This is a genomic window from Pseudomonas sp. Ant30-3 (genome assembly GCF_000690905.1).
Classification (GTDB): Bacteria; Pseudomonadota; Gammaproteobacteria; order Pseudomonadales; family Pseudomonadaceae; genus Aquipseudomonas.
The window spans coordinates 1-24,292 of record NZ_JMCL01000035.1 but is presented as its reverse complement, the minus strand read 5'-3'; the positions used below and the strand labels follow the sequence as shown (position 1 = coordinate 24,292).

Annotated in this window: 23 protein-coding genes, 4 tRNA genes and 1 rRNA gene; all 28 read right to left on the bottom strand. The window is 54.6% G+C overall.

Annotation, left to right across the window (positions count from 1 at the left end; translation table 11 throughout):
- Nucleotides 1-5: 5 nt before the first annotated feature.
- The 28 genes from rplV to rrf all read right to left on the bottom strand — a co-directional run bounded on the left by rplV (nt 6) and on the right by rrf (nt 24,246).
- Nucleotides 6-338: a 50S ribosomal protein L22 gene (gene rplV / locus DU29_RS0109655; RefSeq protein WP_003103908.1), complete on the bottom strand. Its 333-nt coding sequence runs from the start codon at nt 336-338 to the stop codon at nt 6-8.
- 13 nt (nt 339-351) lie between these two features.
- The gene (gene rpsS / locus DU29_RS0109650; RefSeq protein ID WP_002555486.1) at nt 352-627 is read right to left on the bottom strand and encodes a 30S ribosomal protein S19; all 276 of its coding nucleotides are present in this window, start codon (nt 625-627) and stop codon (nt 352-354) included.
- Nucleotides 628-643: 16 nt separating this feature from the next.
- Nucleotides 644-1,468 carry a 50S ribosomal protein L2 gene (gene rplB / locus DU29_RS0109645; RefSeq protein WP_008030897.1) on the bottom strand — a complete coding sequence of 275 codons (825 nt, stop codon included), beginning with the start codon at nt 1,466-1,468 and terminating at the stop codon, nt 644-646.
- Between the two features lie 14 nt (nt 1,469-1,482).
- A complete protein-coding gene (gene rplW, locus DU29_RS0109640; RefSeq protein WP_002555488.1) occupies nt 1,483-1,782 on the bottom strand; it encodes a 50S ribosomal protein L23 in 300 nt (99 codons plus the stop codon).
- Nucleotides 1,779-2,381 carry a 50S ribosomal protein L4 gene (gene rplD / locus DU29_RS0109635; protein ID WP_007896707.1) on the bottom strand — a complete coding sequence of 201 codons (603 nt, stop codon included), beginning with the start codon at nt 2,379-2,381 and terminating at the stop codon, nt 1,779-1,781. Before rplD ends, rplW begins: the two co-directional genes overlap by 4 nt.
- A gap of 12 nt (nt 2,382-2,393) precedes the next feature.
- Nucleotides 2,394-3,029, bottom strand: a complete 636-nt coding sequence (rplC, locus tag DU29_RS0109630) for a 50S ribosomal protein L3 (RefSeq protein WP_003186059.1) — start codon at nt 3,027-3,029, stop codon at nt 2,394-2,396.
- An 80-nt stretch (nt 3,030-3,109) separates the two neighbouring features.
- A complete protein-coding gene (gene rpsJ / locus DU29_RS0109625) occupies nt 3,110-3,421 on the bottom strand; it encodes a 30S ribosomal protein S10 (protein WP_003186070.1) in 312 nt (103 codons plus the stop codon).
- Nucleotides 3,422-3,562: 141 nt separating this feature from the next.
- Nucleotides 3,563-4,756, bottom strand: coding sequence for an elongation factor Tu (tuf, locus tag DU29_RS0109620; RefSeq protein WP_008145495.1), 1,194 nt, complete (start codon nt 4,754-4,756; stop codon nt 3,563-3,565).
- A gap of 31 nt (nt 4,757-4,787) precedes the next feature.
- Complete coding sequence (fusA, locus tag DU29_RS0109615; protein ID WP_028621543.1) at nt 4,788-6,893, bottom strand: elongation factor G; 2,106 nt, start codon at nt 6,891-6,893, stop codon at nt 4,788-4,790.
- A 30-nt stretch (nt 6,894-6,923) separates the two neighbouring features.
- A complete protein-coding gene (gene rpsG / locus DU29_RS0109610; RefSeq protein ID WP_002555493.1) occupies nt 6,924-7,394 on the bottom strand; it encodes a 30S ribosomal protein S7 in 471 nt (156 codons plus the stop codon).
- A 119-nt stretch (nt 7,395-7,513) separates the two neighbouring features.
- Complete coding sequence (gene rpsL / locus DU29_RS0109605) at nt 7,514-7,885, bottom strand: 30S ribosomal protein S12 (RefSeq protein ID WP_002555494.1); 372 nt, start codon at nt 7,883-7,885, stop codon at nt 7,514-7,516.
- Nucleotides 7,886-8,101: 216 nt separating this feature from the next.
- Nucleotides 8,102-12,301 carry a DNA-directed RNA polymerase subunit beta' gene (rpoC, locus tag DU29_RS0109600; protein WP_028621542.1) on the bottom strand — a complete coding sequence of 1,400 codons (4,200 nt, stop codon included), beginning with the start codon at nt 12,299-12,301 and terminating at the stop codon, nt 8,102-8,104.
- Nucleotides 12,302-12,365: 64 nt separating this feature from the next.
- The gene (rpoB, locus tag DU29_RS0109595; protein ID WP_028621541.1) at nt 12,366-16,439 is read right to left on the bottom strand and encodes a DNA-directed RNA polymerase subunit beta; all 4,074 of its coding nucleotides are present in this window, start codon (nt 16,437-16,439) and stop codon (nt 12,366-12,368) included.
- Between the two features lie 219 nt (nt 16,440-16,658).
- Nucleotides 16,659-17,024, bottom strand: a complete 366-nt coding sequence (gene rplL, locus DU29_RS0109590) for a 50S ribosomal protein L7/L12 (RefSeq protein ID WP_028621540.1) — start codon at nt 17,022-17,024, stop codon at nt 16,659-16,661.
- A gap of 80 nt (nt 17,025-17,104) precedes the next feature.
- On the bottom strand, nt 17,105-17,605 hold the full coding sequence (gene rplJ, locus DU29_RS0109585) for a 50S ribosomal protein L10 (RefSeq protein WP_028621539.1): 501 nt from the start codon (nt 17,603-17,605) through the stop codon (nt 17,105-17,107).
- Between the two features lie 198 nt (nt 17,606-17,803).
- Entirely contained in the window at nt 17,804-18,499 is a 696-nt protein-coding gene (gene rplA / locus DU29_RS0109580) for a 50S ribosomal protein L1 (protein WP_028621538.1), read from the bottom strand.
- Nucleotides 18,499-18,930: a 50S ribosomal protein L11 gene (gene rplK / locus DU29_RS0109575; protein ID WP_003210097.1), complete on the bottom strand. Its 432-nt coding sequence runs from the start codon at nt 18,928-18,930 to the stop codon at nt 18,499-18,501. The genes rplA and rplK overlap by 1 nt, the downstream gene beginning before the upstream one ends.
- 117 nt (nt 18,931-19,047) lie before the next feature.
- The gene (gene nusG / locus DU29_RS0109570) at nt 19,048-19,581 is read right to left on the bottom strand and encodes a transcription termination/antitermination protein NusG (protein ID WP_007896622.1); all 534 of its coding nucleotides are present in this window, start codon (nt 19,579-19,581) and stop codon (nt 19,048-19,050) included.
- Nucleotides 19,582-19,590: 9 nt separating this feature from the next.
- Nucleotides 19,591-19,959, bottom strand: a complete 369-nt coding sequence (gene secE / locus DU29_RS0109565; protein WP_009045851.1) for a preprotein translocase subunit SecE — start codon at nt 19,957-19,959, stop codon at nt 19,591-19,593.
- 45 nt (nt 19,960-20,004) lie between these two features.
- Nucleotides 20,005-20,080 (bottom strand) — tRNA-Trp (locus tag DU29_RS0109560).
- Between the two features lie 53 nt (nt 20,081-20,133).
- Nucleotides 20,134-21,327: an elongation factor Tu gene (gene tuf, locus DU29_RS0109555; RefSeq protein ID WP_028621537.1), complete on the bottom strand. Its 1,194-nt coding sequence runs from the start codon at nt 21,325-21,327 to the stop codon at nt 20,134-20,136.
- 84 nt (nt 21,328-21,411) lie between these two features.
- Nucleotides 21,412-21,487: transfer RNA gene (locus DU29_RS0109550), tRNA-Thr, on the bottom strand.
- 26 nt (nt 21,488-21,513) lie between these two features.
- A tRNA-Gly gene (locus DU29_RS0109545) sits at nt 21,514-21,587 on the bottom strand.
- A 24-nt stretch (nt 21,588-21,611) separates the two neighbouring features.
- A tRNA-Tyr gene (locus tag DU29_RS0109540) sits at nt 21,612-21,696 on the bottom strand.
- A gap of 142 nt (nt 21,697-21,838) precedes the next feature.
- The gene (locus DU29_RS0109535; RefSeq protein WP_028621536.1) at nt 21,839-22,279 is read right to left on the bottom strand and encodes a hypothetical protein; all 441 of its coding nucleotides are present in this window, start codon (nt 22,277-22,279) and stop codon (nt 21,839-21,841) included.
- A gap of 7 nt (nt 22,280-22,286) precedes the next feature.
- Nucleotides 22,287-23,036, bottom strand: a complete 750-nt coding sequence (locus tag DU29_RS0109530) for a pantothenate kinase (RefSeq protein WP_028621535.1) — start codon at nt 23,034-23,036, stop codon at nt 22,287-22,289.
- Nucleotides 23,026-23,985, bottom strand: coding sequence for a bifunctional biotin--[acetyl-CoA-carboxylase] ligase/biotin operon repressor BirA (gene birA / locus DU29_RS0109525; protein WP_028621534.1), 960 nt, complete (start codon nt 23,983-23,985; stop codon nt 23,026-23,028). The genes DU29_RS0109530 and birA overlap by 11 nt, the downstream gene beginning before the upstream one ends.
- A gap of 145 nt (nt 23,986-24,130) precedes the next feature.
- A 5S ribosomal RNA gene (gene rrf, locus DU29_RS0109520) occupies nt 24,131-24,246 on the bottom strand.
- Nucleotides 24,247-24,292 lie beyond the last annotated feature (46 nt).

Sequence of the window (24,292 nt, the reverse complement as noted above, 5' to 3'; positions counted from 1 at the left end):
CTCCGTTACTTGTCAGCAACCTTGACAGTGATATGGCAAGACCGCTTGACGATGCGATCAGCACGGCCTTTGGCACGTGGCATGATTCGCTTCAGCGAACGCCCTTCGTTGACGAAAACGGTGCTGACTTTAAGGTCATCAACGTCTGCGCCTTCGTTATGCTCGGCGTTGGCTACGGCCGACTCCAGCACTTTCTTCATGATCTCGGCGGCTTTCTTACTGCTGAAAGCCAACAGGTTGAGCGCTTCGCCCACCTTCTTCCCGCGGATCTGGTCGGCGACCAAGCGGGCTTTCTGGGCGGAGATTCGAGCGCCCGACAACTTAGCGGCTACTTCCATCGTTCCTTACCCCTTAACGCTTGGCTTTCTTGTCTGCCACGTGCCCACGATATGTGCGGGTACCGGCAAACTCGCCTAGTTTGTGGCCGACCATGTCTTCGTTCACGAGAACCGGGACATGTTGACGACCGTTATGCACTGCAATGGTCAAACCGACCATTTGTGGCAGGATCATAGAACGACGCGACCAGGTTTTAACTGGTTTGCGATCGTTCTTTTCCGCCGCCACTTCGATCTTCTTCAGTAGGTGAAGATCAATAAAAGGACCTTTTTTCAGAGAACGTGGCACTGTCGTATCCCTCTATTTACTTGCGACGACGGACGATCATTTTGTCGGTACGCTTATTACCACGAGTCTTCGCGCCCTTAGTCGGGAAGCCCCATGGCGATACCGGATGACGTCCACCAGAGGTACGACCTTCACCACCACCATGTGGGTGGTCAACCGGGTTCATGGCAACACCACGAACGGTTGGGCGAACGCCACGCCAGCGTTTGGCACCAGCTTTACCCAGCGAACGCAGGCTGTGCTCGGAGTTCGAGACTTCACCCAGGGTCGCGCGGCATTCAGCCAGCACTTTACGCATTTCACCAGAACGCAGACGCAGGGTCACGTAGACACCTTCACGAGCGATCAGCTGAGCCGAAGCACCAGCGGAACGAGCGATTTGCGCGCCTTTACCTGGCTTCAATTCGATGCCGTGTACGGTACTACCAACTGGAATGCTGCGCAGTTGCAACTGGTTGCCCGGCTTGATCGGAGCCAAAGCACCCGAAATCAGCTGGTCGCCAGCGTTCACGCCTTTAGGGGCGATGATGTAACGGCGTTCACCGTCTGCGTACAACATAAGAGCGATGTGAGCAGTACGGTTTGGATCGTATTCGATACGCTCGACAGTGGCTGGGATGCCATCTTTGTCGTTGCGACGGAAATCGACCAGACGATAATGCTGCTTATGGCCACCACCGATGTGACGAGTGGTAATGCGACCATTGTTGTTACGACCACCAGACTTCGATTTCTTCTCGAGCAGCGGTGCGTGAGGAGCGCCTTTATGCAGCTCCTGGTTGACCACCTTGACCACATGACGGCGGCCAGGGGAAGTCGGTTTGCATTTAACGATTGCCATGATGCACCCCTTCCTTACTCAGCACTGCTGCTGAAATCGAGATCTTGGCCTGGCTGAAGGGAGATAACCGCCTTCTTCCAGTCATTACGCTTGCCCAGACCGCGAGCAGTGCGCTTGCTCTTACCCAGAACATTCAGGGTAGTAACACGCTCTACTTTCACGCTGAACAGGCTTTCGACGGCCTTCTTGATTTCCAGCTTGGTTGCGTCAGTTGCAACCTTGAAAACGAACTGGCCTTTTTTGTCAGCCAGAACCGTAGCCTTCTCGGAAACGTGCGGGCCGAGCAGAACTTTAAATACGCGTTCCTGGTTCATCCCAGCAGCTCCTCGAATTTCTTCACGGCCGACACGGTGATCAACACCTTGTCGTATGCGATCAGACTAACTGGATCGGAACCTTGCACGTCACGTACATCGACGTGTGGCAGGTTGCGAGCAGCCAGGTACAGGTTCTGATCAACAACTTCAGACACGATCAAGACGTCAGTCAGGCCCATGCCAGTCAGTTTGTTCAGCAGATCTTTGGTCTTCGGTGCATCAACAGCGAAGTCCTGAACCACAACCAGACGATCAGTACGCACCAGCTCAGCAAGGATGGAACGCATTGCTGCGCGATACATCTTCTTGTTCAGCTTCTGGGTGTGATCCTGAGGACGAGCTGCGAAAGTGGTACCGCCGCCACGCCAGATTGGGCTACGGATAGTACCGGCACGAGCACGGCCAGTACCTTTCTGACGCCAAGGGCGCTTACCGCCACCACGAACGTCGGAACGGGTCTTTTGCTGCTTGCTACCTTGACGGCCGCCTGCCATGTAGGCCACGACTGCTTGGTGAACCAGCGTCTCGTTGAATTCGCCGCCAAATGTCAGTTCGGAAACTTCGATCGCTTGAGCGTCATTTACATTTAATTGCATGTCAGCTTCCCCTTAACCGCGAGCCTTGGCTGCTGGACGTACAACCAAGTTGCCGCCAGTAGCGCCAGGAACAGCGCCCTTGACCAACAACAGATTGCGTTCAGCGTCCACGCGCACTACTTCAAGAGACTGCACGGTCACGCGCTCAGCGCCCATATGACCGGACATTTTTTTGCCCTTGAATACACGACCAGGAGTCTGGCACTGGCCGATAGAGCCTGGAACGCGGTGGGACACGGAGTTACCGTGGGTATTATCTTGCCCGCGGAAGTTCCAACGCTTGATCGTACCCTGGAAGCCTTTACCCTTGGACTGACCGGTTACATCAACCAGTTGACCAGCGGCGAAGATTTCAGCGTTGATCAGATCGCCGGCCTGGTACTCGCCTTCTTCAAGGCGGAATTCCATTACGGTACGACCAGCGGCAACGTTCGCCTTAGCGAAGTGGCCAGCCTGAGCAGCTGTAACACGCGAAGCACGACGCTCGCCTACAGTGACTTGCACTGCACGATAGCCATCGGTCTCTTCAGTTTTGAACTGGGTGACGCGATTCGGCTCGATCTCAATGACCGTGACCGGAATGGAGACACCTTCTTCGGTGAAAATACGGGTCATACCGCATTTACGACCGACTACACCAATAGTCATGTTGTAAACCTCATGAGTGTACGGGGCTTTCACCCGCTATGGCCGCCCATTTCAGAGCGTTACACGACTAAGACCGAGTCTTAGCCGAGGCTGATCTGTACTTCCACACCGGCCGCAAGATCAAGCTTCATAAGAGCATCAACGGTTTTATCCGTTGGCTGGACGATGTCCAGAACGCGCTTATGAGTACGGATCTCGTACTGGTCACGCGCGTCTTTGTTGACGTGCGGGGAGACCAGAACGGTGAACCGCTCTTTACGGGTAGGCAGTGGAATTGGACCACGCACTTGAGCACCAGTACGTTTCGCGGTTTCCACGATTTCCTGGGTGGATTGGTCGATCAGGCGATGGTCAAAAGCCTTCAACCTGATACGGATTTGCTGATTTTGCATTGGATTTCAGACTCCGGCTGCTATTCCCACCGAGCGCAATACGCCCGTTAAAAGGAGGCGCAATTCTATAGACGCCCCATATAGGTGTCAACCCAATAAAAAAGCCCCCGCTAAGCGGGGGCTTTTTCAGACCATCACTTATTAAGCGATGATTTTGGCTACGACGCCAGCGCCGACGGTACGACCGCCTTCACGAATAGCGAAACGCAGACCGTCTTCCATTGCGATGGTTTTGATCAGGGTGACAACCATTTTGATGTTGTCGCCCGGCATTACCATTTCAACGCCTTCCGGCAGTTCGCAGTTACCGGTCACGTCAGTGGTCCGGAAGTAGAACTGTGGACGGTAGCCTTTGAAGAACGGAGTGTGACGACCGCCTTCTTCTTTGCTCAACACGTACACTTCAGCTTCGAAGGTAGTATGCGGCTTAACCGAACCTGGCTTGACCAGAACCTGGCCACGCTCAACGTCGTCACGCTTGGTGCCGCGCAGCAGCACGCCACAGTTCTCGCCAGCACGCCCTTCGTCGAGCAGCTTACGGAACATTTCAACACCGGTGCAGGTGGTGACGGTAGTGTCACGCAGACCAACGATTTCCAGTGGATCCTGAACCTTGACGATACCGCGCTCGATACGACCGGTAACAACAGTACCGCGACCGGAGATCGAGAATACGTCTTCGATTGGCATCAGGAACGGTTTGTCGATAACACGGACTGGATCTGGAATGTAGCTGTCCAGAGTCTCAACCAGTTTACGAACGGCAGTGGTGCCCATTTCGTTGTCGTCTTGGCCGTTCAGAGCCATCAGAGCCGAACCGATGATGATCGGAGTATCGTCACCTGGGAAGTCGTAAGTGCTCAGCAGATCGCGCACTTCCATCTCAACCAGTTCCAGCAGCTCAGCGTCGTCTACCATGTCAGCCTTGTTCAGGAAGACAACGATGTACGGAACGCCAACCTGACGGGACAGCAGGATGTGCTCACGGGTTTGTGGCATCGGACCATCAGCGGCCGAACAAACCAGAATAGCGCCGTCCATTTGAGCAGCACCGGTGATCATGTTCTTCACATAGTCAGCGTGACCTGGGCAGTCAACGTGAGCGTAGTGACGGATCAGCGAGTTGTATTCAACGTGAGCGGTGTTGATGGTGATACCACGAGCCTTCTCTTCCGGAGCGCTGTCGATTTTGTCGAAAGCAACAACGGCCGAACCGAAAACTTCGGAGCAGACGCGAGTCAGAGCAGCGGTCAGCGTGGTTTTACCGTGGTCGACGTGACCGATGGTGCCAACGTTGACGTGCGGGAGGGTACGGTCAAATTTTTCTTTAGCCACGACAATTAACTCCTAGCCTAAAGGGGCTGAATCAGCCTTGTTTTTTGGTAACGGTTTCGACGATGTGCGACGGAGCCGTATTGTATTTTTTGAATTCCATAGAGTAGCTTGCGCGACCTTGGGACATGGAGCGAACGTCGGTTGCGTAACCGAACATCTCACCCAACGGAACCTCGGCACGAATCACTTTGCCGGAAACCGTATCTTCCATACCCAGGATCATGCCGCGACGACGGTTAAGGTCGCCCATCACGTCACCCATATAGTCTTCAGGTGTAACAACCTCTACCGCCATGATCGGCTCAAGCAACTCACCACCGCCCTTCTGGGCCAGCTGCTTGGTCGCCATGGATGCAGCCACCTTAAACGCCATCTCGTTGGAGTCGACGTCGTGGTAGGAACCATCAAACACAGTAGCCTTCAGGCCGATCAGCGGATAGCCGGCAACAACGCCGTTCTTCATCTGCTCTTCGATGCCCTTCTGGATAGCCGGGATGTATTCCTTAGGAACCACACCGCCCACTACTTCGTTCACGAATTGCAGACCTTCCTGACCTTCGTCAGCAGGAGCAAAACGGATCCAGCAGTGGCCGAACTGACCACGACCGCCGGACTGACGAACGAACTTGCCTTCGATTTCACAGTTCTTCGTGATGCGCTCACGATAGGAAACCTGAGGCTTACCGATGTTGGCTTCGACGTTGAACTCACGGCGCATCCGGTCAACCAGGATGTCCAGGTGCAACTCGCCCATTCCAGAGATGATCGTTTGACCAGTCTCTTCATCAGTCTTGACGCGGAAAGATGGATCTTCCTGAGCAAGCTTGCCCAGAGCGATACCCATTTTTTCCTGGTCGTCCTTGGTCTTAGGCTCAACGGCAACCGAAATAACCGGCTCCGGGAAGTCCATGCGAACCAGGATGATTGGCTTGTCAGCGTTGCACAAGGTTTCGCCAGTGGTGACATCCTTCATGCCGATCAAGGCCGCGATGTCACCAGCGCGCACTTCCTTGATTTCTTCGCGAGCGTTTGCGTGCATTTGCACCATACGACCCACGCGCTCTTTCTTGCCTTTAACCGAGTTGATCACACCGTCGCCGGAAGCCAACACGCCCGAGTAAACTCGAACAAAGGTCAAAGTACCCACGAATGGGTCGGTAGCGATCTTGAAAGCAAGCGCCGAGAACGGCTCGCTGTCATCTGCATGACGCTCCATTTCCTTGGTCTCGTCATCCGGGTCAGTACCCTTGATGGCAGGAATGTCGGAAGGAGCCGGCAGGTAGTCGATAACGGCGTCGAGAACCAGGGGAACACCCTTGTTCTTGAAGGAAGAACCGCAAACAGCCAGGACGATTTCGCCAGCGATAGTACGCTGACGCAGTGCGTCCTTGATTTCCGCGTTGGTGAGCTCTTCACCTTCGAGGTACTTGTTCATCAGCTCTTCGCTGGCTTCAGCCGCAGCCTCAACCATGTTGCCGCGCCACTCGTCAGCCAGTTCCTGCAATTCAGCAGGGATAGGCTTGCGAACTGGAACCATGCCTTTGTCGGAGTCATTCCAGTAAACAGCTTCCATGGCCATCAGATCGATCTGACCCTGGAAGTTGTCTTCGGAACCGATAGCCAACTGGATTGGAACCGGAGTGTGACCCAGACGCTGCTTGATCTGACCGATCACGCGCAGGAAGTTCGCACCAGCACGGTCCATCTTGTTTACGTAAACAAGACGTGGAACGCCGTATTTGTTGGCTTGACGCCATACGGTTTCCGACTGAGGCTCAACACCCGAGGTGCCGCAGAACACAACGACCGCGCCGTCGAGAACACGCAGGGAACGCTCAACTTCAATAGTGAAGTCAACGTGGCCCGGGGTGTCGATGACGTTAAAGCGGTATTGGTCCTTGTGCTGCTTCTCGGAACCCTGCCAGAAGGCGGTAATGGCAGCAGAAGTAATGGTAATACCACGCTCCTGCTCCTGAACCATCCAGTCTGTGGTCGCGGCGCCGTCATGCACCTCGCCCATTTTGTGACTTTTGCCAGTGTAAAAAAGGACGCGCTCTGTGGTGGTGGTTTTACCAGCATCCACGTGAGCAACGATACCAATGTTACGGTAGCGATTAATCGGTGTTGTACGAGCCATAAAGCCCTCGCAAAATTAGTGACGCTAAAATTAGAAGCGGTAGTGCGAGAAAGCTTTGTTAGCTTCAGCCATACGGTGCACGTCTTCACGCTTCTTAACTGCAGCACCTTTACCTTCAGCAGCGTCCAACAGTTCGCCAGCCAAACGCAGAGCCATAGACTTCTCGCCGCGCTTGCGGGCGAAGTCTACCAACCAGCGCATTGCCAGGGCGTTACGACGGGACGGACGAACTTCAACCGGAACCTGGTAAGTAGCACCGCCTACACGGCGCGACTTTACTTCGACCAGCGGAGCGATGGCGTCGAGAGCTTTCTCGAAGATTTCCAGGGGGTCGCTGTTCTTGCGTTCTTTAACCTTTTCCAGCGCGCCATAAACGATACGCTCGGCAACGGCTTTCTTGCCGCTTTCCATCACGTGGTTCATGAACTTGGCCAGAATTTGGCTTCCGTATTTTGGATCGTCAAGCACTTCGCGCTTGGCTGCTACGCGTCTTCTTGGCATGGATAAGCCCTCAAACGGTCTTCAGGTTCGCTCGGAATCGGTGCCCTTGCGGGACGCCTCCGACCTTACTCTTATCGACTCAGAAAAATAGATGATTCAGTTTTTACAAAAAGCCGCTACTACTTAGGCTTCTTGGTACCGTACTTCGAACGACCCTGGTTACGACCTTTAACGCCGGAAGTATCCAAAGAACCGCGAACGGTGTGATAACGAACACCTGGCAAGTCTTTTACACGACCGCCGCGGATCAGTACCACGCTGTGCTCTTGCAGGTTGTGGCCTTCACCGCCGATGTACGAGGAAACCTCGAAACCGTTGGTCAGACGCACACGGCATACTTTACGCAGTGCCGAGTTAGGTTTTTTCGGCGTGGTGGTATACACACGAGTGCATACGCCACGACGTTGCGGGCAGTTCTGCAGCGCAGGCACGTCGGATTTCTCGACGATACGCTTACGCGGCTGACGTACCAGCTGGTTGATAGTTGCCATCTACTAGCTCCACTGTTGTCTTGCGACGCTATTGTCTTGCAAGAAAAGCAAAATGGCAGGAACGAATTCCCGCCAAATTTAGGGGTACAAGAGTCTAAAGAGGATCTTGCCCCCAGTCAAGGCAAGGCCCCGACGTCTCCTCTCATCCAACCTCGACAAATTGTCTCGATTCGATGAACGGAGCGGCCAGGGCCTTACGCTCATTTAGTGCAGAACTCAGTTACCGCTTGAGTTCAGCGCTTCGGTCAGTGCAGCTTCCACTTCACTGGCGCTTACGCGCAGCGGCTTGTCTGCTTCACGACGACGCTTACGTTCGCTGTGATAAGCCAAACCGGTACCGGCCGGGATCAAACGACCCACAACCACGTTTTCTTTCAAGCCGCGCAGGTAATCGCGCTTGCCGGTAACCGCCGCTTCGGTCAGTACACGAGTGGTTTCCTGGAAGGAAGCCGCCGAGATGAACGATTCGGTGGACAACGACGCCTTGGTGATACCCAACAGCACGCGGGTGAACTTGGATACGAATTTCTCGTCGCCAGCCAGACGCTCGTTCTCTACCAGAACGTGAGTCAACTCCATCTGGTCGCCCTTGATGAAAGTCGAGTCGCCGGACTCAGCGATTTCAACTTTACGCAGCATCTGACGCAAGATGGTCTCGATGTGCTTGTCGTTGATTTTCACGCCTTGCAGACGATAAACGTCCTGGATCTCGTTCACGATGTACTTGGCCAGCGCACTCACACCCAGCAGACGCAGGATGTCGTGTGGATCGCTCGGACCGTCGGAGATAACTTCGCCGCGGTTTACCTGTTCGCCTTCGAAAACGTTCAGGTGACGCCACTTCGGAATCAGCTCTTCGTACGGATCAGTACCGTCGTTCGGAGTGATAACCAGACGGCGCTTGCCTTTGGTCTCTTTACCGAACGCGATGGTGCCGCTGACTTCAGCCAGAATCGAGGCTTCTTTCGGACGACGTGCTTCGAACAAGTCGGCAACACGCGGCAGACCACCGGTGATATCACGGGTCTTCGAAGTCTCTTGCGGGATACGAGCGATAACATCACCGATCGCAATCTTCGCGCCGTCCGCTACACCAACCAGGGCGTTAGCAGGCAGGAAGTACTGAGCAATTACGTCAGTACCCGGCAGCAAGAGATCCTTGCCATTGTCATCAACCATCTTCACAGCAGGACGGATATCTTTACCGGCAGCTGGACGGTCTTTGGCGTCGAGGACTTCAATGTTGGTCATACCGGTCAATTCGTCAGTCTGACGCTTGATCGTGATGCCTTCTTCCATGCCCACGTAGGTCACGGTACCTTTCATTTCGGTAACGATTGGGTGAGTGTGCGGATCCCACTTGGCCACGATTGCGCCAGCGTCGACCTTGTCACCTTCTTTAACCGAAATCACAGCACCGTACGGCAGCTTGTAACGCTCACGCTCACGACCGAAGTCATCAGCGATTGCCAGCTCACCGGAACGGGACACAGCAACCAGGCAACCATCCACTCGCTCAACGTGCTTCAGGTTATGCAGACGGACAGTACCGCCATTCTTCACCTGAACGCTGTCAGCTGCGGAGGTCCGGCTTGCAGCACCACCGATGTGGAACGTACGCATGGTCAGCTGGGTACCCGGCTCACCGATGGACTGGGCAGCGATAACGCCGACCGCTTCACCGATGTTCACCTGGTGACCACGAGCCAGATCACGGCCGTAGCACTTAGCGCAAATGCCGTAGCGGGTTTCGCAGCTGATCGGCGAACGCACGATCACTTCATCGATGCTGTTCAGCTCGATGAACTCGACCCACTTCTCGTCTACCAGAGTGCCACCAGGAACGATGACTTCTTCGGTACCCGGCTTGAACACGTCACGAGCAATGACACGACCCAACACGCGCTCACCCAGCGGCTCGACAACGTCACCGCCTTCAATGTGCGGAGTCATTACCAGGCCATGTTCGGTGCCGCAATCGATCTCGGTCACAACCAGATCCTGCGCCACGTCTACAAGACGACGAGTCAGGTAACCGGAGTTCGCAGTTTTCAATGCGGTATCCGCCAAACCTTTACGAGCACCGTGAGTGGAGATGAAGTACTGAAGTACGCTCAAACCTTCACGGAAGTTCGCAGTAATCGGCGTTTCGATGATGGAACCGTCCGGCTTGGCCATCAGGCCGCGCATACCGGCGAGCTGACGGATCTGCGCAGCAGAACCCCGTGCGCCCGAGTCGGCCATCATGTACATCGAGTTAAAGGACTCTTGGTCGACTTCGACGCCGTGACGGTCGATGACTTTCTCTTTCGAGAGGTTGGCCATCATCGCCTTGGAAACTTCGTCGTTCGCCTTGGACCAAAGGTCGATCACTTTGTTGTACTTCTCGCCCTGAGTTACCAGGCCTGAGGCGTACTGACTTTCGATCTCTTTCACTTCATCAGTTGCAGCATTGATGATGCGGGCTTTCTCGTCCGGGATAACAAAGTCGTTAACACCGATGGAAACGCCGGAAATGGTCGAATAAGCAAAACCGGTGTACATCAACTGGTCAGCGAAGATCACGGTCTCTTTCAAACCAACCACGCGGTAGCACTGGTTGATCAGCTTGGAGATCGCCTTTTTCTTCATCGGCTGGTTGACGACGTCGTACGACAGGCCAGGTGGAACAACCTGGAACAACAGCGCACGACCGACGGTTGTGTCGACGATACGGGTGTTCTTGACGCTGCCACCGTCACGATCGTTTACGGTTTCGTGGATGCGGACTTTGACTTTGGCGTGCAGTGCGGCTTCGCCGGCACGGAACACACGGTCAACTTCCTGCAGATCCGCGAACACACGACCTTCGCCCTTGGCGTTGATCGCTTCACGAGTCATGTAGTACAGACCCAATACAACGTCCTGCGAAGGAACGATGATTGGCTCACCGTTGGCTGGCGACAGAATGTTGTTGGTCGACATCATCAACGCACGCGCTTCCAACTGGGCTTCCAGTGTCAGCGGTACGTGCACGGCCATTTGGTCGCCGTCGAAGTCGGCGTTGTACGCAGCACAGACCAGAGGGTGCAGCTGGATAGCCTTGCCTTCGATCAGTACTGGTTCAAACGCCTGGATACCCAGACGGTGAAGGGTCGGTGCACGGTTGAGGAGAACCGGGTGTTCGCGAATTACTTCAGCGAGAACGTCCCAGACTTCCGGCAGCTCGCGCTCGACCATCTTCTTGGCAGCTTTGATGGTGGTAGCAAGACCACGCATTTCCAGCTTGCCGAAAATGAACGGCTTGAACAACTCGAGGGCCATTTTCTTCGGCAGACCGCACTGATGCAGACGCAGGGTCGGACCTACGGTAATTACCGAACGACCGGAGTAGTCAACACGCTTACCGAGCAAGTTCTGACGGAAACGACCCTGCTTACCCTTGATCATGTCAGCCAGGGACTTCAGAGGACGCTTGTTCGAACCAGTGATAGCGCGGCCACGACGACCGTTGTCGAGCAGTGCATCGACAGCTTCCTGCAACATACGCTTTTCGTTGCGCACGATGATGTCCGGAGCGGACAGATCAAGCAGGCGCTTCAAGCGGTTGTTACGGTTGATCACTCGACGATACAGATCGTTGAGGTCGGAAGTCGCGAAGCGACCGCCATCCAGCGGGACCAGTGGACGCAGATCTGGCGGCAGAACCGGCAGAACGGTCAGCACCATCCATTCTGGAAGGTTGCCGGAACCCTGGAAGGCTTCCATCAACTTCAGACGCTTGGACAGCTTCTTGATTTTGGTTTCGGAATTGGTTTGCGGAATTTCTTCACGCAGACGGCCAATCTCGTGCTCCAGGTCGATAGCGTGCAGCAGTTCACGGACAGCTTCAGCACCCATACGGGCATCGAAATCGTCGCCGAACTCTTCCAGCGCTTCGAAGTACTGCTCGTCGTTCAGCAGCTGCCCTTTCTCAAGGGTGGTCATACCTGGATCGATAACGACATAGCTCTCGAAATAGAGAACACGTTCGATATCACGCAGGGTCATGTCCATCAGCAAGCCGATACGGGACGGCAGCGATTTCAGGAACCAGATGTGGGCAACTGGCGAAGCCAGTTCGATGTGCGCCATGCGCTCACGACGAACTTTGGCCAGCGCGACTTCAACGCCGCACTTCTCGCAGATTACGCCGCGATGCTTCAAGCGCTTGTACTTACCGCACAGGCACTCGTAATCCTTTACCGGGCCAAAGATCTTGGCGCAGAACAGGCCGTCACGCTCAGGTTTGAACGTACGGTAGTTGATCGTTTCCGGCTTTTTAACTTCACCGAACGACCACGAACGGATCATCTCAGGCGATGCCAATCCAATACGGATGGCGTCGAACTCTTCGACTTGACCCTGGTTTTTCAGCAAATTCAGTAGGTCTTTCAAGGCCTTTCCTCCTGGCGGAGCAGAGAGCGGGCAATCCTGCCCCGCTCTCGATTCGCGTCACGTGTTATTCGGTTTCCAGATCGATATCGATGCCGAGGGAACGAATTTCCTTGATCAACACGTTGAAAGACTCGGGCATGCCCGGCTCCATACGGTGATCGCCATCCACGATGTTTTTGTACATCTTGGTACGGCCGTTCACATCGTCCGACTTCACTGTGAGCATTTCTTGCAGAGTGTAAGCAGCACCGTATGCTTCCAGTGCCCAGACCTCCATCTCCCCGAAACGCTGACCACCGAACTGTGCCTTACCACCCAGCGGCTGCTGGGTAACCAGGCTGTACGAACCGGTAGAACGAGCGTGCATCTTGTCGTCTACCAAGTGGTTCAGCTTCAGCATGTACATGTAGCCAACAGTAACCGGGCGCTCGAACTTATTGCCGGTACGGCCGTCAGTCAGCTGCATCTGGCCGCTTTCCGGCAGGTCTGCCAGTTTCAGCATGGCCTTGATTTCGCTTTCCTTGGCACCGTCGAACACTGGAGTGGCCATTGGAACGCCGCCACGCAGGTTCTTCGCCAGGTCCAGGATTTCCTGGTCGGAGAAGCTATCCAGATCTTCGTTACGACCGCCGATCTGGTTGTAGATCTCGTCGAGGAATTTACGAAGCTCGGCGACTTTGCGCTGCTCTTCGATCATCCGGTTGATCTTCTCGCCCAGACCTTTAGCCGCGAGGCCGAGGTGAGTTTCGAGGATCTGACCAACGTTCATACGCGAAGGTACGCCCAACGGGTTGAGGACGACATCGACCGGTGTGCCATTGGCATCATGCGGCATGTCTTCAACCGGCATGATCACGGAGACCACACCTTTGTTACCGTGACGACCGGCCATCTTGTCGCCCGGCTGGATGCGACGACGGATTGCCAGGTAAACCTTGACGATTTTCAGCACGCCTGGAGCCAGGTCATCGCCCTGCTGCAGTTTGCGCTTCTTGTCTTCGAACTTGTCGTCCAGCAGACGGCGGCGATCAACGATGTAGGCCTGAGCCTTCTCGAGCTGCTCGTTCAGAGCATCTTCAGCCATGCGCAGTTTGAACCACTGACCATGCTCAAGACCGTCGAGAACTTCGTCGGTAATTTCCTGACCTTTCTTCAGACCGGCGCCGCCTTCAGCCTTGTGGCCTACCAGAGCGGAACGCAGACGTTCGAAAGTGGCGCCTTCAACAATACGGAACTCTTCGTTCAGGTCCTTGCGGATCTCGTCGAGTTGAGTCTTCTCGATCGACAGTGCACGAGCATCACGCTCAACGCCGTCACGAGTGAAGACCTGTACGTCGATCACAGTACCTTTGGTGCCGGTAGGCACACGCAGGGAAGTGTCTTTAACGTCGCTGGCTTTTTCACCGAAGATGGCACGCAGCAGCTTCTCTTCCGGAGTCAGTTGGGTCTCGCCTTTCGGAGTGACCTTACCTACCAGAATGTCGCCTGCGCCTACTTCAGCACCTACGTAAACGATACCGGCTTCGTCCAGTTTGTTCAGTGCAGCTTCACCCACGTTCGGGATGTCTGCAGTGATTTCCTCAGGCCCAAGCTTGGTGTCACGCGCCACACAGGTCAGTTCCTGGATGTGGATCGTGGTGAAGCGATCTTCCTGAACCACACGCTCGGACAGGCAGATGGAGTCTTCGAAGTTGAAACCGTTCCATGCCATGAACGCGATGCGCATGTTCTGACCCAGAGCCAGTTCACCCATGTCGGTGGACGGACCGTCGGCCATGATGTCGCTACGCTGAACCCGATCACCTTTACGCACCAGCGGACGCTGGTTGATGCAGGTGTTCTGGTTGGAGCGGGTGTATTTGGTCAGGTTGTAGATGTCGACACCAGCTTCGCCGGTTTCAACTTCGTCATCAGCAACACGAACCACGATACGGCTGGCGTCGACGGAATCGATTACGCCGCCACGACGAGCCACGACGCAAACGCCGGAGTCACGAGCTACGTTACGCTCCATGCCGGTACCGACCAGCGGCTTGTCAGCGCGCAGGGTTGGTACAGCTTGACGCTGCATGTTCGAACCCATCAACGCACGGTTGGCGTCATCGTGCTCGAGGAACGGGATCAGCGACGCTGCGACCGAAACTACCTGCTTCGGCGACACGTCCATCAAGGTGACGTCTTCCGGCGCCTTGACGGTGAACTCGTTCAAGTGACGAACCGCTACCAACTCATCGATCAGGACTTTCTTGTCGTTCATCGTGGCCGAAGCCTGAGCGATCACGTGATCGGCTTCTTCAATGGCGGACAGGAAAACGATCTCGTCGGTGACCAGAGCATCTTTCACCACACGGTACGGGCTCTCAAGGAAGCCGTACTGGTTGGTGCGCGCATAGGCAGCCAGGGAGTTGATCAGACCGATGTTCGGACCTTCCGGCGTTTCAATCGGGCATACACGACCATAGTGAGTCGGGTGTACGTCACGAACTTCAAAGCCAGCACGCTCACGAGTCAAACCGCCAGGGCCGAGTGCAGACACACGACGCTTGTGGGTGATCTCGGACAGCGGGTTGTTCTGGTCCATGAACTGCGAGAGCTGGCTGGAACCGAAGAACTCTTTCACCGCCGCAGCAACTGGCTTGGCGTTGATCAGGTCTTGCGGCATCAGGCCTTCGCTTTCAGCCATCGACAGACGCTCTTTGACCGCACGCTCTACACGTACCAGGCCAACGCGGAACTGGTTCTCGGCCATTTCGCCTACACAGCGAACACGACGGTTACCCAGGTGGTCGATGTCATCGACGATGCCTTTACCGTTACGGATGTCGACCAGAGTCTTCAGAACCGCGACGATGTCTTCTTTGCACAGCACGCCCGAACCTTCGATCTCGGTACGACCGATACGACGGTTGAACTTCATCCGGCCGACCGCAGACAGGTCATAGCGCTCAGGGCTGAAGAACAGGTTGTTGAACAGAGTCTCGGCAGCGTCTTTGGTTGGCGGCTCGCCTGGACGCATCATGCGATAGATCTCGACCAGCGCTTCCAATTGGTTGCTGGTGGAATCGATCTTCAGAGTGTCGGAGACGAACGGACCGCAGTCGATATCGTTGGTGTACAGAGTTTCGATACGAACAACCTGGGACTTGGCGATTTTTGCCAGGATTTCGGTGTTCAGCTCGGTGTTGCACTCAGCCAGGATTTCGCCGGTTGCCGGATGCACGATGGCCTTGGCAGTAGTGCGACCCAGGACGTAGTCCAGAGGCACTTCCAGGGTCTTGAGACCGGCTTTTTCGATCTGGTTGATGTGGCGCGCAGTAATGCGACGACCAGCCTCAACGATGACCTTGCCCTTCTCGTCCTGAATATCAAGAACTGCAATTTCACCACGCAGACGCGAAGCAATCAGTTCCAGGCTGAGGGTTTCGCCGCTCAGATGGAAGACATTGGTGGTGTAGAACGCGTCGAGCACTTCTTCAGTGGTATAGCCGAGCGCGCGCAGCAGTACCGATGCAGGCAGCTTGCGACGACGGTCGATACGCACGAATACGCAGTCTTTCGGGTCGAACTCGAAGTCCAGCCACGAACCGCGGTATGGAATGATGCGCGCGGAGTAAAGCAGTTTGCCGGAGCTATGCGTCTTGCCGCGGTCGTGGTCAAAAAACACGCCCGGGGAACGGTGCAGCTGGGAAACGATTACACGCTCGGTACCGTTGATTACGAAGGTACCGTTTTCAGTCATCAGGGGGATTTCACCCATGTAGACTTCTTGCTCTTTGATGTCCTTGATCGCTTTGTTCGACGATTCTTTGTCGAAAATGATCAGGCGCACTTTTACCCGCAAAGGTACGGCGTAAGTCACACCGCGCAACACGCATTCTTTGACATCAAATGCCGGTTCGCCCAGGCGATAACCGACGTACTCCAGCGCAGCATTGCCGGAGTAGCTGATGATCGGGAAAACGGATTTGAAGGCCGCATGCAGGCCCACGTCGCGGAACTGATCTTTAGTCGCTCCCGCCTGCAAGAATTCACGATACGAATCCAGCTGGATTGCCAAGAGATACGGCACATCCATGACGTCCGGCAACTTGCTAAAGTCCTTGCGGATACGTTTTTTCTCAGTATATGAGTAAGCCATCAGCGTTCCCCAGCTTGGTCACCTGCTTGTTTGGCCCCTCCCGACGGGAGCAGCCAGAAAATCTTGCAAACCCCATGGTTTGCGCCACCGCATCGGGTGGTTACAGCTCGCTACCAGCATCGACCCAGTCGGTTGCCAATAACGGAAAAAGGCCGGTGGCAAGAGCCACCAGCCATCAGCCTTTTGCTTAACGCTTGGGCTGGAGGTGCAAGTCGATGCTTACTTCAGCTCGACTTTAGCGCCTGCTTCTTCCAGAGTGACCTTGGCTTTGTCAGCTGCGTCTTTCGATACAGCTTCCAGAACCATGCCAGGAGCGCCGTCAACTACAGCCTTGGCTTCTTTCAGGCCCAGACCGGTCAGTTCACGTACTGCCTTGATCACGTTAACTTTCTTCTCGCCAGCTTCCAGCAGCATGACGTTGAATTCAGTTTGTTCTTCAACAACGGCAGCAACAGCAGCTGGACCAGCGGAAGCAGCGGCAGCAGATACGCCGAACTTCTCTTCCATGGCCTTGATCAGCTCAACGATTTCCAGAACGGATTTTTCGCCGATTGCTTCGATGATTTGGTCGTTAGTCAGAGACATGACTATAAATTCCTGTATTGGGGTGACAGCCTACGCGGCCATCGAAATAAACAATAAACGCTGAAAGTAGTTGCGTAGCCTTAGGCTGCGGCAGCTTCTTTCTGGTCGCGAAGGGCCGCCAGAGTACGAGCCAATTTGCTGGTTGCGCCTTGAATCACGCTCATCAGCTGAGAAATTGCTTCGTCACGGGTCGGCAGACTTGCCAGTACGTCGATCTGATTAGCTGCGAGGAACTTGCCCTCGAACGCAGCTGCCTTGATCTCGAACTTATCCTGACCTTTTGCGAATTCTTTGAAGATACGAGCAGCAGCGCCCGGATGTTCTTTCGAAAATGCAATCAAGGTCGGGCCAGTGAACACGTCGTTGAGCACGTCATATTGAGTGCCAGCAACGGCGCGCTTCAGCAGGGTGTTACGTACAACACGTACGTAAACGCCAGCTTCACGAGCCTCTTTACGGAGTCCGGTCATAGCGCTCACTGTCACGCCGCGGGCATCAGCCACAACAGCAGACAGGGCAACATTGGCAGCCTCGTTGACTTCAGCGACGATGGCCTTCTTGTCTTCGAGTTTAATTGCCACGGGTTTAACTCCTGCTTGTTACCGTTTCATCCAGCCGGAGCCGGATGTCGTTTTGGTGTCTGATTCGGTAAGGAACCGGGAGCACCATCTGCGTAGGCTTGAGGTTTAAGACTTGCGTCGCCTACGGTCTTGGATAGCCCCCGCCAGGCAGGGACCCCAATTTTTCAACTGACGCGATCACTCGCGCCAGTCTGTGTCTCACGCGTCGAGCGAGCCTTGGTCGATGACCAGACCTGGGCCCATGGTAGTGCTCAGGGTAACGCGCTTGACGTAAATGCCTTTCGAGGAAGCTGGCTTGATACGCTTCAAATCAGCGATCAGGGCTTCAACGTTTTCCTTCAGCTTGACAGCGTCGAAACCGACCTTGCCAACCGAAGTGTGGATGATGCCGTTTTTGTCTGTGCGATAACGAACCTGACCAGCCTTGGCGTTTTTAACCGCTGTAGCTACGTCTGGAGTTACGGTACCGACTTTAGGGTTAGGCATCAGACCACGTGGGCCGAGGATCTGACCCAACTGACCAACAACGCGCATTGCATCCGGGGATGCGATAACTACGTCATAGTTCAGGTCGCCGCCTTTCATTTCGGCAGCCAGATCGTCCATACCTACACGGTCAGCGCCGGCAGCCAGAGCGGCCTCAGCAGCTGGACCCTGGGTGAACACTGCAACGCGAACAGTCTTGCCAGTGCCGTGCGGCAGCACAGTAGCGCTACGAACGACCTGGTCGGATTTACGCGGGTCAACACCCAGGTTCACAGCTACGTCGAACGACTCGCTGAACTTTACAGTCGACAATTCAGCCAGCAGAGCAGCAGCGTCTACAAAGTTGTAGGACTTGCCTGCTTCGATTTTGTCGGCGATAGCCTTTTGACGCTTGGTCAACTTAGCCATTACACACCCTCCACGTTAAGGCCCATGCTACGAGCAGAACCGGCGATAGTGCGCACGGCTGCATCCATATCAGCTGCAGTCAGATCCGCGTTTTTGGTTTTCGCGATTTCTTCCAGCTGAGCACGGGTCACGGTGCCAACCTTAACGGTGTTCGGACGAGCGGAACCGCTAGTCAGACCAGCCGCCTTCTTCAGCAGAACCGAAGCAGGGGTGGATTTGGTTTCAAAAGTGAAGCTACGGTCGCTGTAGACAGTGATGATCACTGGAGTCGGCAGGCCTGGCTCAATACCCTGAGTACGGGCGTTGAAAGCTTTGCAGAACTCCATGATGTTCACGCCGTGCTGACCCAGTGCAGGACCAACAGGTGGGCTTGGGTTAGCCTGAGCGGCCTTCACTTGCAGCTTGATGTAAGCGGTAATCTTCTTGGCCATGAGGCACTCCAATTACGGGTTCGAACGCCTCGAAAGGCTCCCCGGTTACTTGCGCGTTTATCCCAGTGACGACAAAACCCCACAGCCTAGGGCTGCGGGGTTGGGATGCTTGCTCAGCTAGACTTTTTCGACCTGGCTGAACTCTAACTCTACCGGAGTAGAGCGACCGAAAATGAGCACTGCCACTTGGATGCGACTCTTTTCGTAATTAACCTCTTCAACCGTGCCGGTAAAATCAGCAAACGGTCCGTCGTTGACACGCACCGACTCGCCTGGCTCGAACAACGTCTTCGGCTTCGGCTTGTCGCTACCATCAGCAACACGACGCAGAATCGCTTCTGCCTCTTTATCTGTGATAGGTGCAGGCTTATCAGCAGTACCACCGATAAAACCCATCACCCGAGGAGTATCCTTGACCAAGTGCCAGGTACCCTCATTCATGTCCATCTGGACCAGCACATAACCTGGGAAGAACTTGCGCTCGCTTTTGCGTTTCTGGCCATTACGCATTTCAACCACTTCTTCAGTGGGAACCAGAATTTCGCCGAAGCCATCTTCCATGCCAGCCAGCTTTACGCGCTCTACCAACGAGCGCATGACATGCTTCTCGTAACCGGAGTAAGCATGCACAACGTACCAACGCTTAGCCACGGGACACCCTTAGCCGACAATCAAGGAAACAAGCCAGCCGAGCAGGGAATCAAGACCCCACAACAGCAACGCCATAACCAGAACAACAGCCACTACGATCAATGTGGTCTGCGTGGTTTCTTGGCGAGTTGGCCAAACGACTTTACGAATCTCGGTGCGAGCTTCCTTAACCAGTACAAAGAAAGACTTGCCCTTGGCAGTCTGCAGGCCTACAAAGGCAGCTACAGCAGCAATGGCAAGCAAAGCTAGTACGCGGTACAGGATCGGCGAAGCAGAGTAATACTGATTGCCAACAACGCCAACAACCACCAAGGCGACTACTACTAGCCACTTGAGCAGATCGAAGCGAGAGCCTTGAGCTTCAGCTTTAGGAGTCATCTATGAAGATCCTGTGAAAAGAAAGCCAAACCCACCAAGTGAATCTGGCAGGTCAGGAGGGAATCGAACCCCCAACCTACGGTTTTGGAGACCGTCGCTCTGCCAATTGAGCTACTGACCTAAAACAAAATCAGGCCGACCATTATGCCGGCCCGAAAAAGACATTACAACAACTTACTCGATGACTTTTGCCACAACCCCAGCGCCGACGGTACGACCGCCCTCACGGATTGCAAAGCGCAAACCATCTTCCATCGCAATGGTTTTGATCAGGGTAACGGTCATCTGAACGTTATCCCCAGGCATCACCATCTCAACACCTTCGGGCAACTCACAGTTACCGGTCACATCAGTCGTACGGAAGTAGAACTGTGGACGGTAGCCCTTGAAGAATGGCGTATGACGACCACCCTCCTCTTTGCTCAAAACGTAAACTTCTGCAGTAAATTTGGTGTGCGGCTTGACGGTACCGGGCTTGACCAGAACCTGGCCACGCTCAACATCATCACGCTTGGTACCGCGGAGCAACACCCCGCAATTCTCACCAGCACGACCTTCGTCGAGCAATTTGCGGAACATTTCGACGCCAGTACAAGTCGTTTTGACAGTGTCACGAAGACCTACAATCTCAACTTCTTCCTGGATGCGTACAATGCCACGCTCTACACGACCCGTTACAACAGTACCGCGACCAGAAATCGAGAAAACATCCTCGATCGGCATCAGGAACGGCTTATCAATAGCGCGTTCCGGCTGCGGAATGTAGCTATCCAGAGTCTCAACCAAACGCTTGACGGCAGTTGTACCCATCTCGTTATCGTCTTGACCGTTCAACGCCATCAGCGCAGAACCAATGATGATCGGAGTGTCATCACCTGGGAAATCATAAGTGCTCAACAGATCGCGCACTTCCATCTCTACGAGCTCGAGCAGCTCAGCATCATCGACCATGTCAGCCTTGTTAAGGAATACAACGATGTACGGAACACCAACCTGACGGGAGAGCAGAATGTGCTCACGGGTTTGAGGCATCGGACCATCAGCGGCCGAGCAAACCAGAATCGCACCATCCATCTGAGCCGCGCCGGTAATCATGTTTTTTACGTAGTCGGCGTGACCAGGACAGTCGACATGTGCGTAGTGACGCACTGCCGAATCGTACTCAACGTGAGCGGTGTTGATGGTAATACCGCGAGCTTTTTCTTCAGGGGCGCTATCGATCTTGTCGAAGTCAACCTTTGCCGAACCGAAAACTTCGGAGCAGACACGGGTCAAGGCGGCAGTCAAAGTAGTTTTACCGTGGTCAACGTGACCAATGGTACCCACATTGACGTGCGGCTTGTTACGTTCGAACTTTTCCTTAGCCATCAAGATCACCCTCAGGAGAAGAATTGAGCAGGTCAAACAAGCCATTAAAACAAAGGCAGATATTTTCATATCTGCCTTGTTATATGGAGCTCTTGAGCGGATTTGAACCGCTGACCTCACCCTTACCAAGGGTGTGCTCTACCAACTGAGCTACAAGAGCGAAACACTTTGCAGGATCTGCAAACTTGGAGCGGGTAGCGGGAATCGAACCCGCATCATCAGCTTGGAAGGCTGAGGTTCTACCACTAAACTATACCCGCGAGGCTTGCAGCTCTCGCTAAAAATGGTGGAGGGGGAAGGATTCGAACCTTCGAAGTCGTAGACGTCAGATTTACAGTCTGATCCCTTTGGCCGCTCGGGAACCCCTCCTAAGCGAGCCGGCATTCTATATCATGCCGACCTTCTGTCAAGCATTTTCTCATTAAAAACCTGAGCTTAGCTGCGTTGACACCGCTTCTCAGCGTCAACCTGTAAAGGTCTTCACTGCGAAGCGGGCGCCATTCTATGCAAACTATTGGGCAGGTGCAACCCCCTCACACGGCATTATTTTATGTTTTAACTCATTGAATTCTCTGGAAAGGTTTTGCAACTGCACGTCACCCAACCAGCGCCGACTCTCGGGGGCTACGCGTACCCAGTATCCGTTCAATTCTGGGAGGTCTTTCGCCAGGGACTGGAAGTTGATCTCCATCCCGCTTAAACGTCGCTCCACTGCCCGAGCGACCTCTTCCCGGCCATAGCCACCAAGGTATAAACAACTGTTATTAGTCGGTGCTGTTTTGGCCGTATCGGCCTTTGCCTCGACCGTCTCGCTAAGCAGCTTTATATCCTGCTGCCCACCCCGGTATAAGCTCAGTGGTGTGACATCTTTTGCACGCAGAGGAGCCTCTTGCTGATGCCAGATGTAGTAGAACACGTTGAGAACAAGCAGCAGCAGGAACAACCAACGCATAAAGACCTCAGGACAAAGGACATGCCATAGCCAAGCCGACAAACACGAGATCCGGAACCACTCTAGCCTCTGGCACGATTCCAGAAACAAGATCAGCATCTCCGCCAGTCAGAAACACTGAATAGTCCGCCCCCCAATAGCTGCGCGCCAAGTCAAGCTGTGTCAGCACAAAGCCTCGCAACATCAATGAGCATCCACGCTCGACTGCCTCGACGGTAGTTCGACCAGGCACGAGACTTTCCAGAGCCCGTTCGGCAGCGAGGTCGCCGTAACGTATCTTGCGTGTATGCGTGCGCAGTTGATTCCGCATCAAGGGTATTCCGGGACAGATGAATCCCCCCAGATGCTCACCATCACCACTTACGAAATCTGCCGTTACCGCAGTACCGAAATCAAGCACGAGACATGCGCCCCGAGCCAAATGGTACCCGCCAAGCATTGCGAGCCAGCGATCAAGCCCCAAACGCTCAAAATCCTCATAGCCATTGCGAACCCCACCCATTTCACGAGCGGGGACCGCGCTCGCCACGGAAACGGTAAACGTCTCCTCCAGAAGGGATATCAATGCACTCGTCTCTTCCTCTGTTCTGACACTGACTAACCGACAGTACCGCAGTGAGAGCACGGCAAGCGCCTGAAGGCTCTCCAGCAAGGCCGCATTGGAATCTACGACCCCCTCGCCAATCGTTTGCCGGACGCTGGTTGTGATCACCCGCCACTTGATAAAACTATTTCCGCAGTCGAGCTCAAGAATCATCGCGCAACCTCAGACTGAGCTCACCGCCACTAAATACTTTTTCCACACCACCCACCTTCAGGCGAAGAGCACCCTGACTATCAATACCCAAAACCTCACCATCTATCTGGTTAGATCCGGCAGTCAGTGAGACTAAACGACCTTGCCATAAATGATTCTGCTCCCACTCGCGCTGGATCGCAGTGAATCCGCCAACCTGATGTCGATCCAAATATTTCTGCAGCGTGATTCCCAAGAGCGCGACCAGTGCGTTGCGGTCAAATAGCCGACCAGACTCCAGCTTCATTGACGTCCACTGCTGATCAACCTCATCTGCGGACTGCATGTTCACATTGATACCAACACCCAGGACCACGTGACAAACATCAGCAGGATCGCCTACCAACTCAAGCAGAATCCCTGCAATCTTCTTTTGGCCGACGAGTAGATCGTTGGGCCACTTCAAGCCCGCACTCTGAACCCCCGACTCTCTTAGCGCTTGCAGCACGGCCAACCCTACAACAAGGCTCAAGCCCTCGAGCTGTCGCATGCCACCTTGAATCCGCAGCACGAGACTGTAATAGATATTTTCAGCAAAAGGACTCACCCACTTGCGACCGCGCCGGCCCCGCCCCGCAGTTTGCCTCTCGGCAAGCACCAAAAAAGGCGCAGCCTCCCCGCGCTGTATTGCGCGTAGCGCTTCAGTATTTGTGGAGTCAATCGAATCGAAAACCAGGATAGGCCAATCGCAGGAAGCCGACTGGCGCCTTATCGCATCCGCGTCGAGTAGCGTTAGCGGCGCAGCCAATTGATAACCACGCCCCCGAACCTTATGGATAGACAAACCGAGCTCAGCCTCAAGATGTTGAAGTTGCTTCCACACAGCACTGCGACTGACGCCCAACGCAGCGCCCAGAGTCTGGCCCGAATGGAATCGGCCATCTTTAAGTAGCTTTAACAACGTCAGCATGCAAGCCCCGCCTCACAATGAGGCCCGCATGATAGCCATGCTCCGCGCGGTTGCATATGTCGGGCTATATTTTTCGGCAGGTCACTTTCCTGCGGCCAAAACAAAACCCCTACCTGCATACGCAGATAGGGGTTTCGGAATTTAATCTTGACGATGACCTACTCTCACATGGGGAAACCCCACACTACCATCGGCGATGCATCGTTTCACTGCTGAGTTCGGGATGGGATCAGGTGGTTCCAATGCTCTATGGTCGTCAAGAAATTCGGGTACCGAGTCGTGGCCAGCTGGCCGCGCTTCAGCAAAT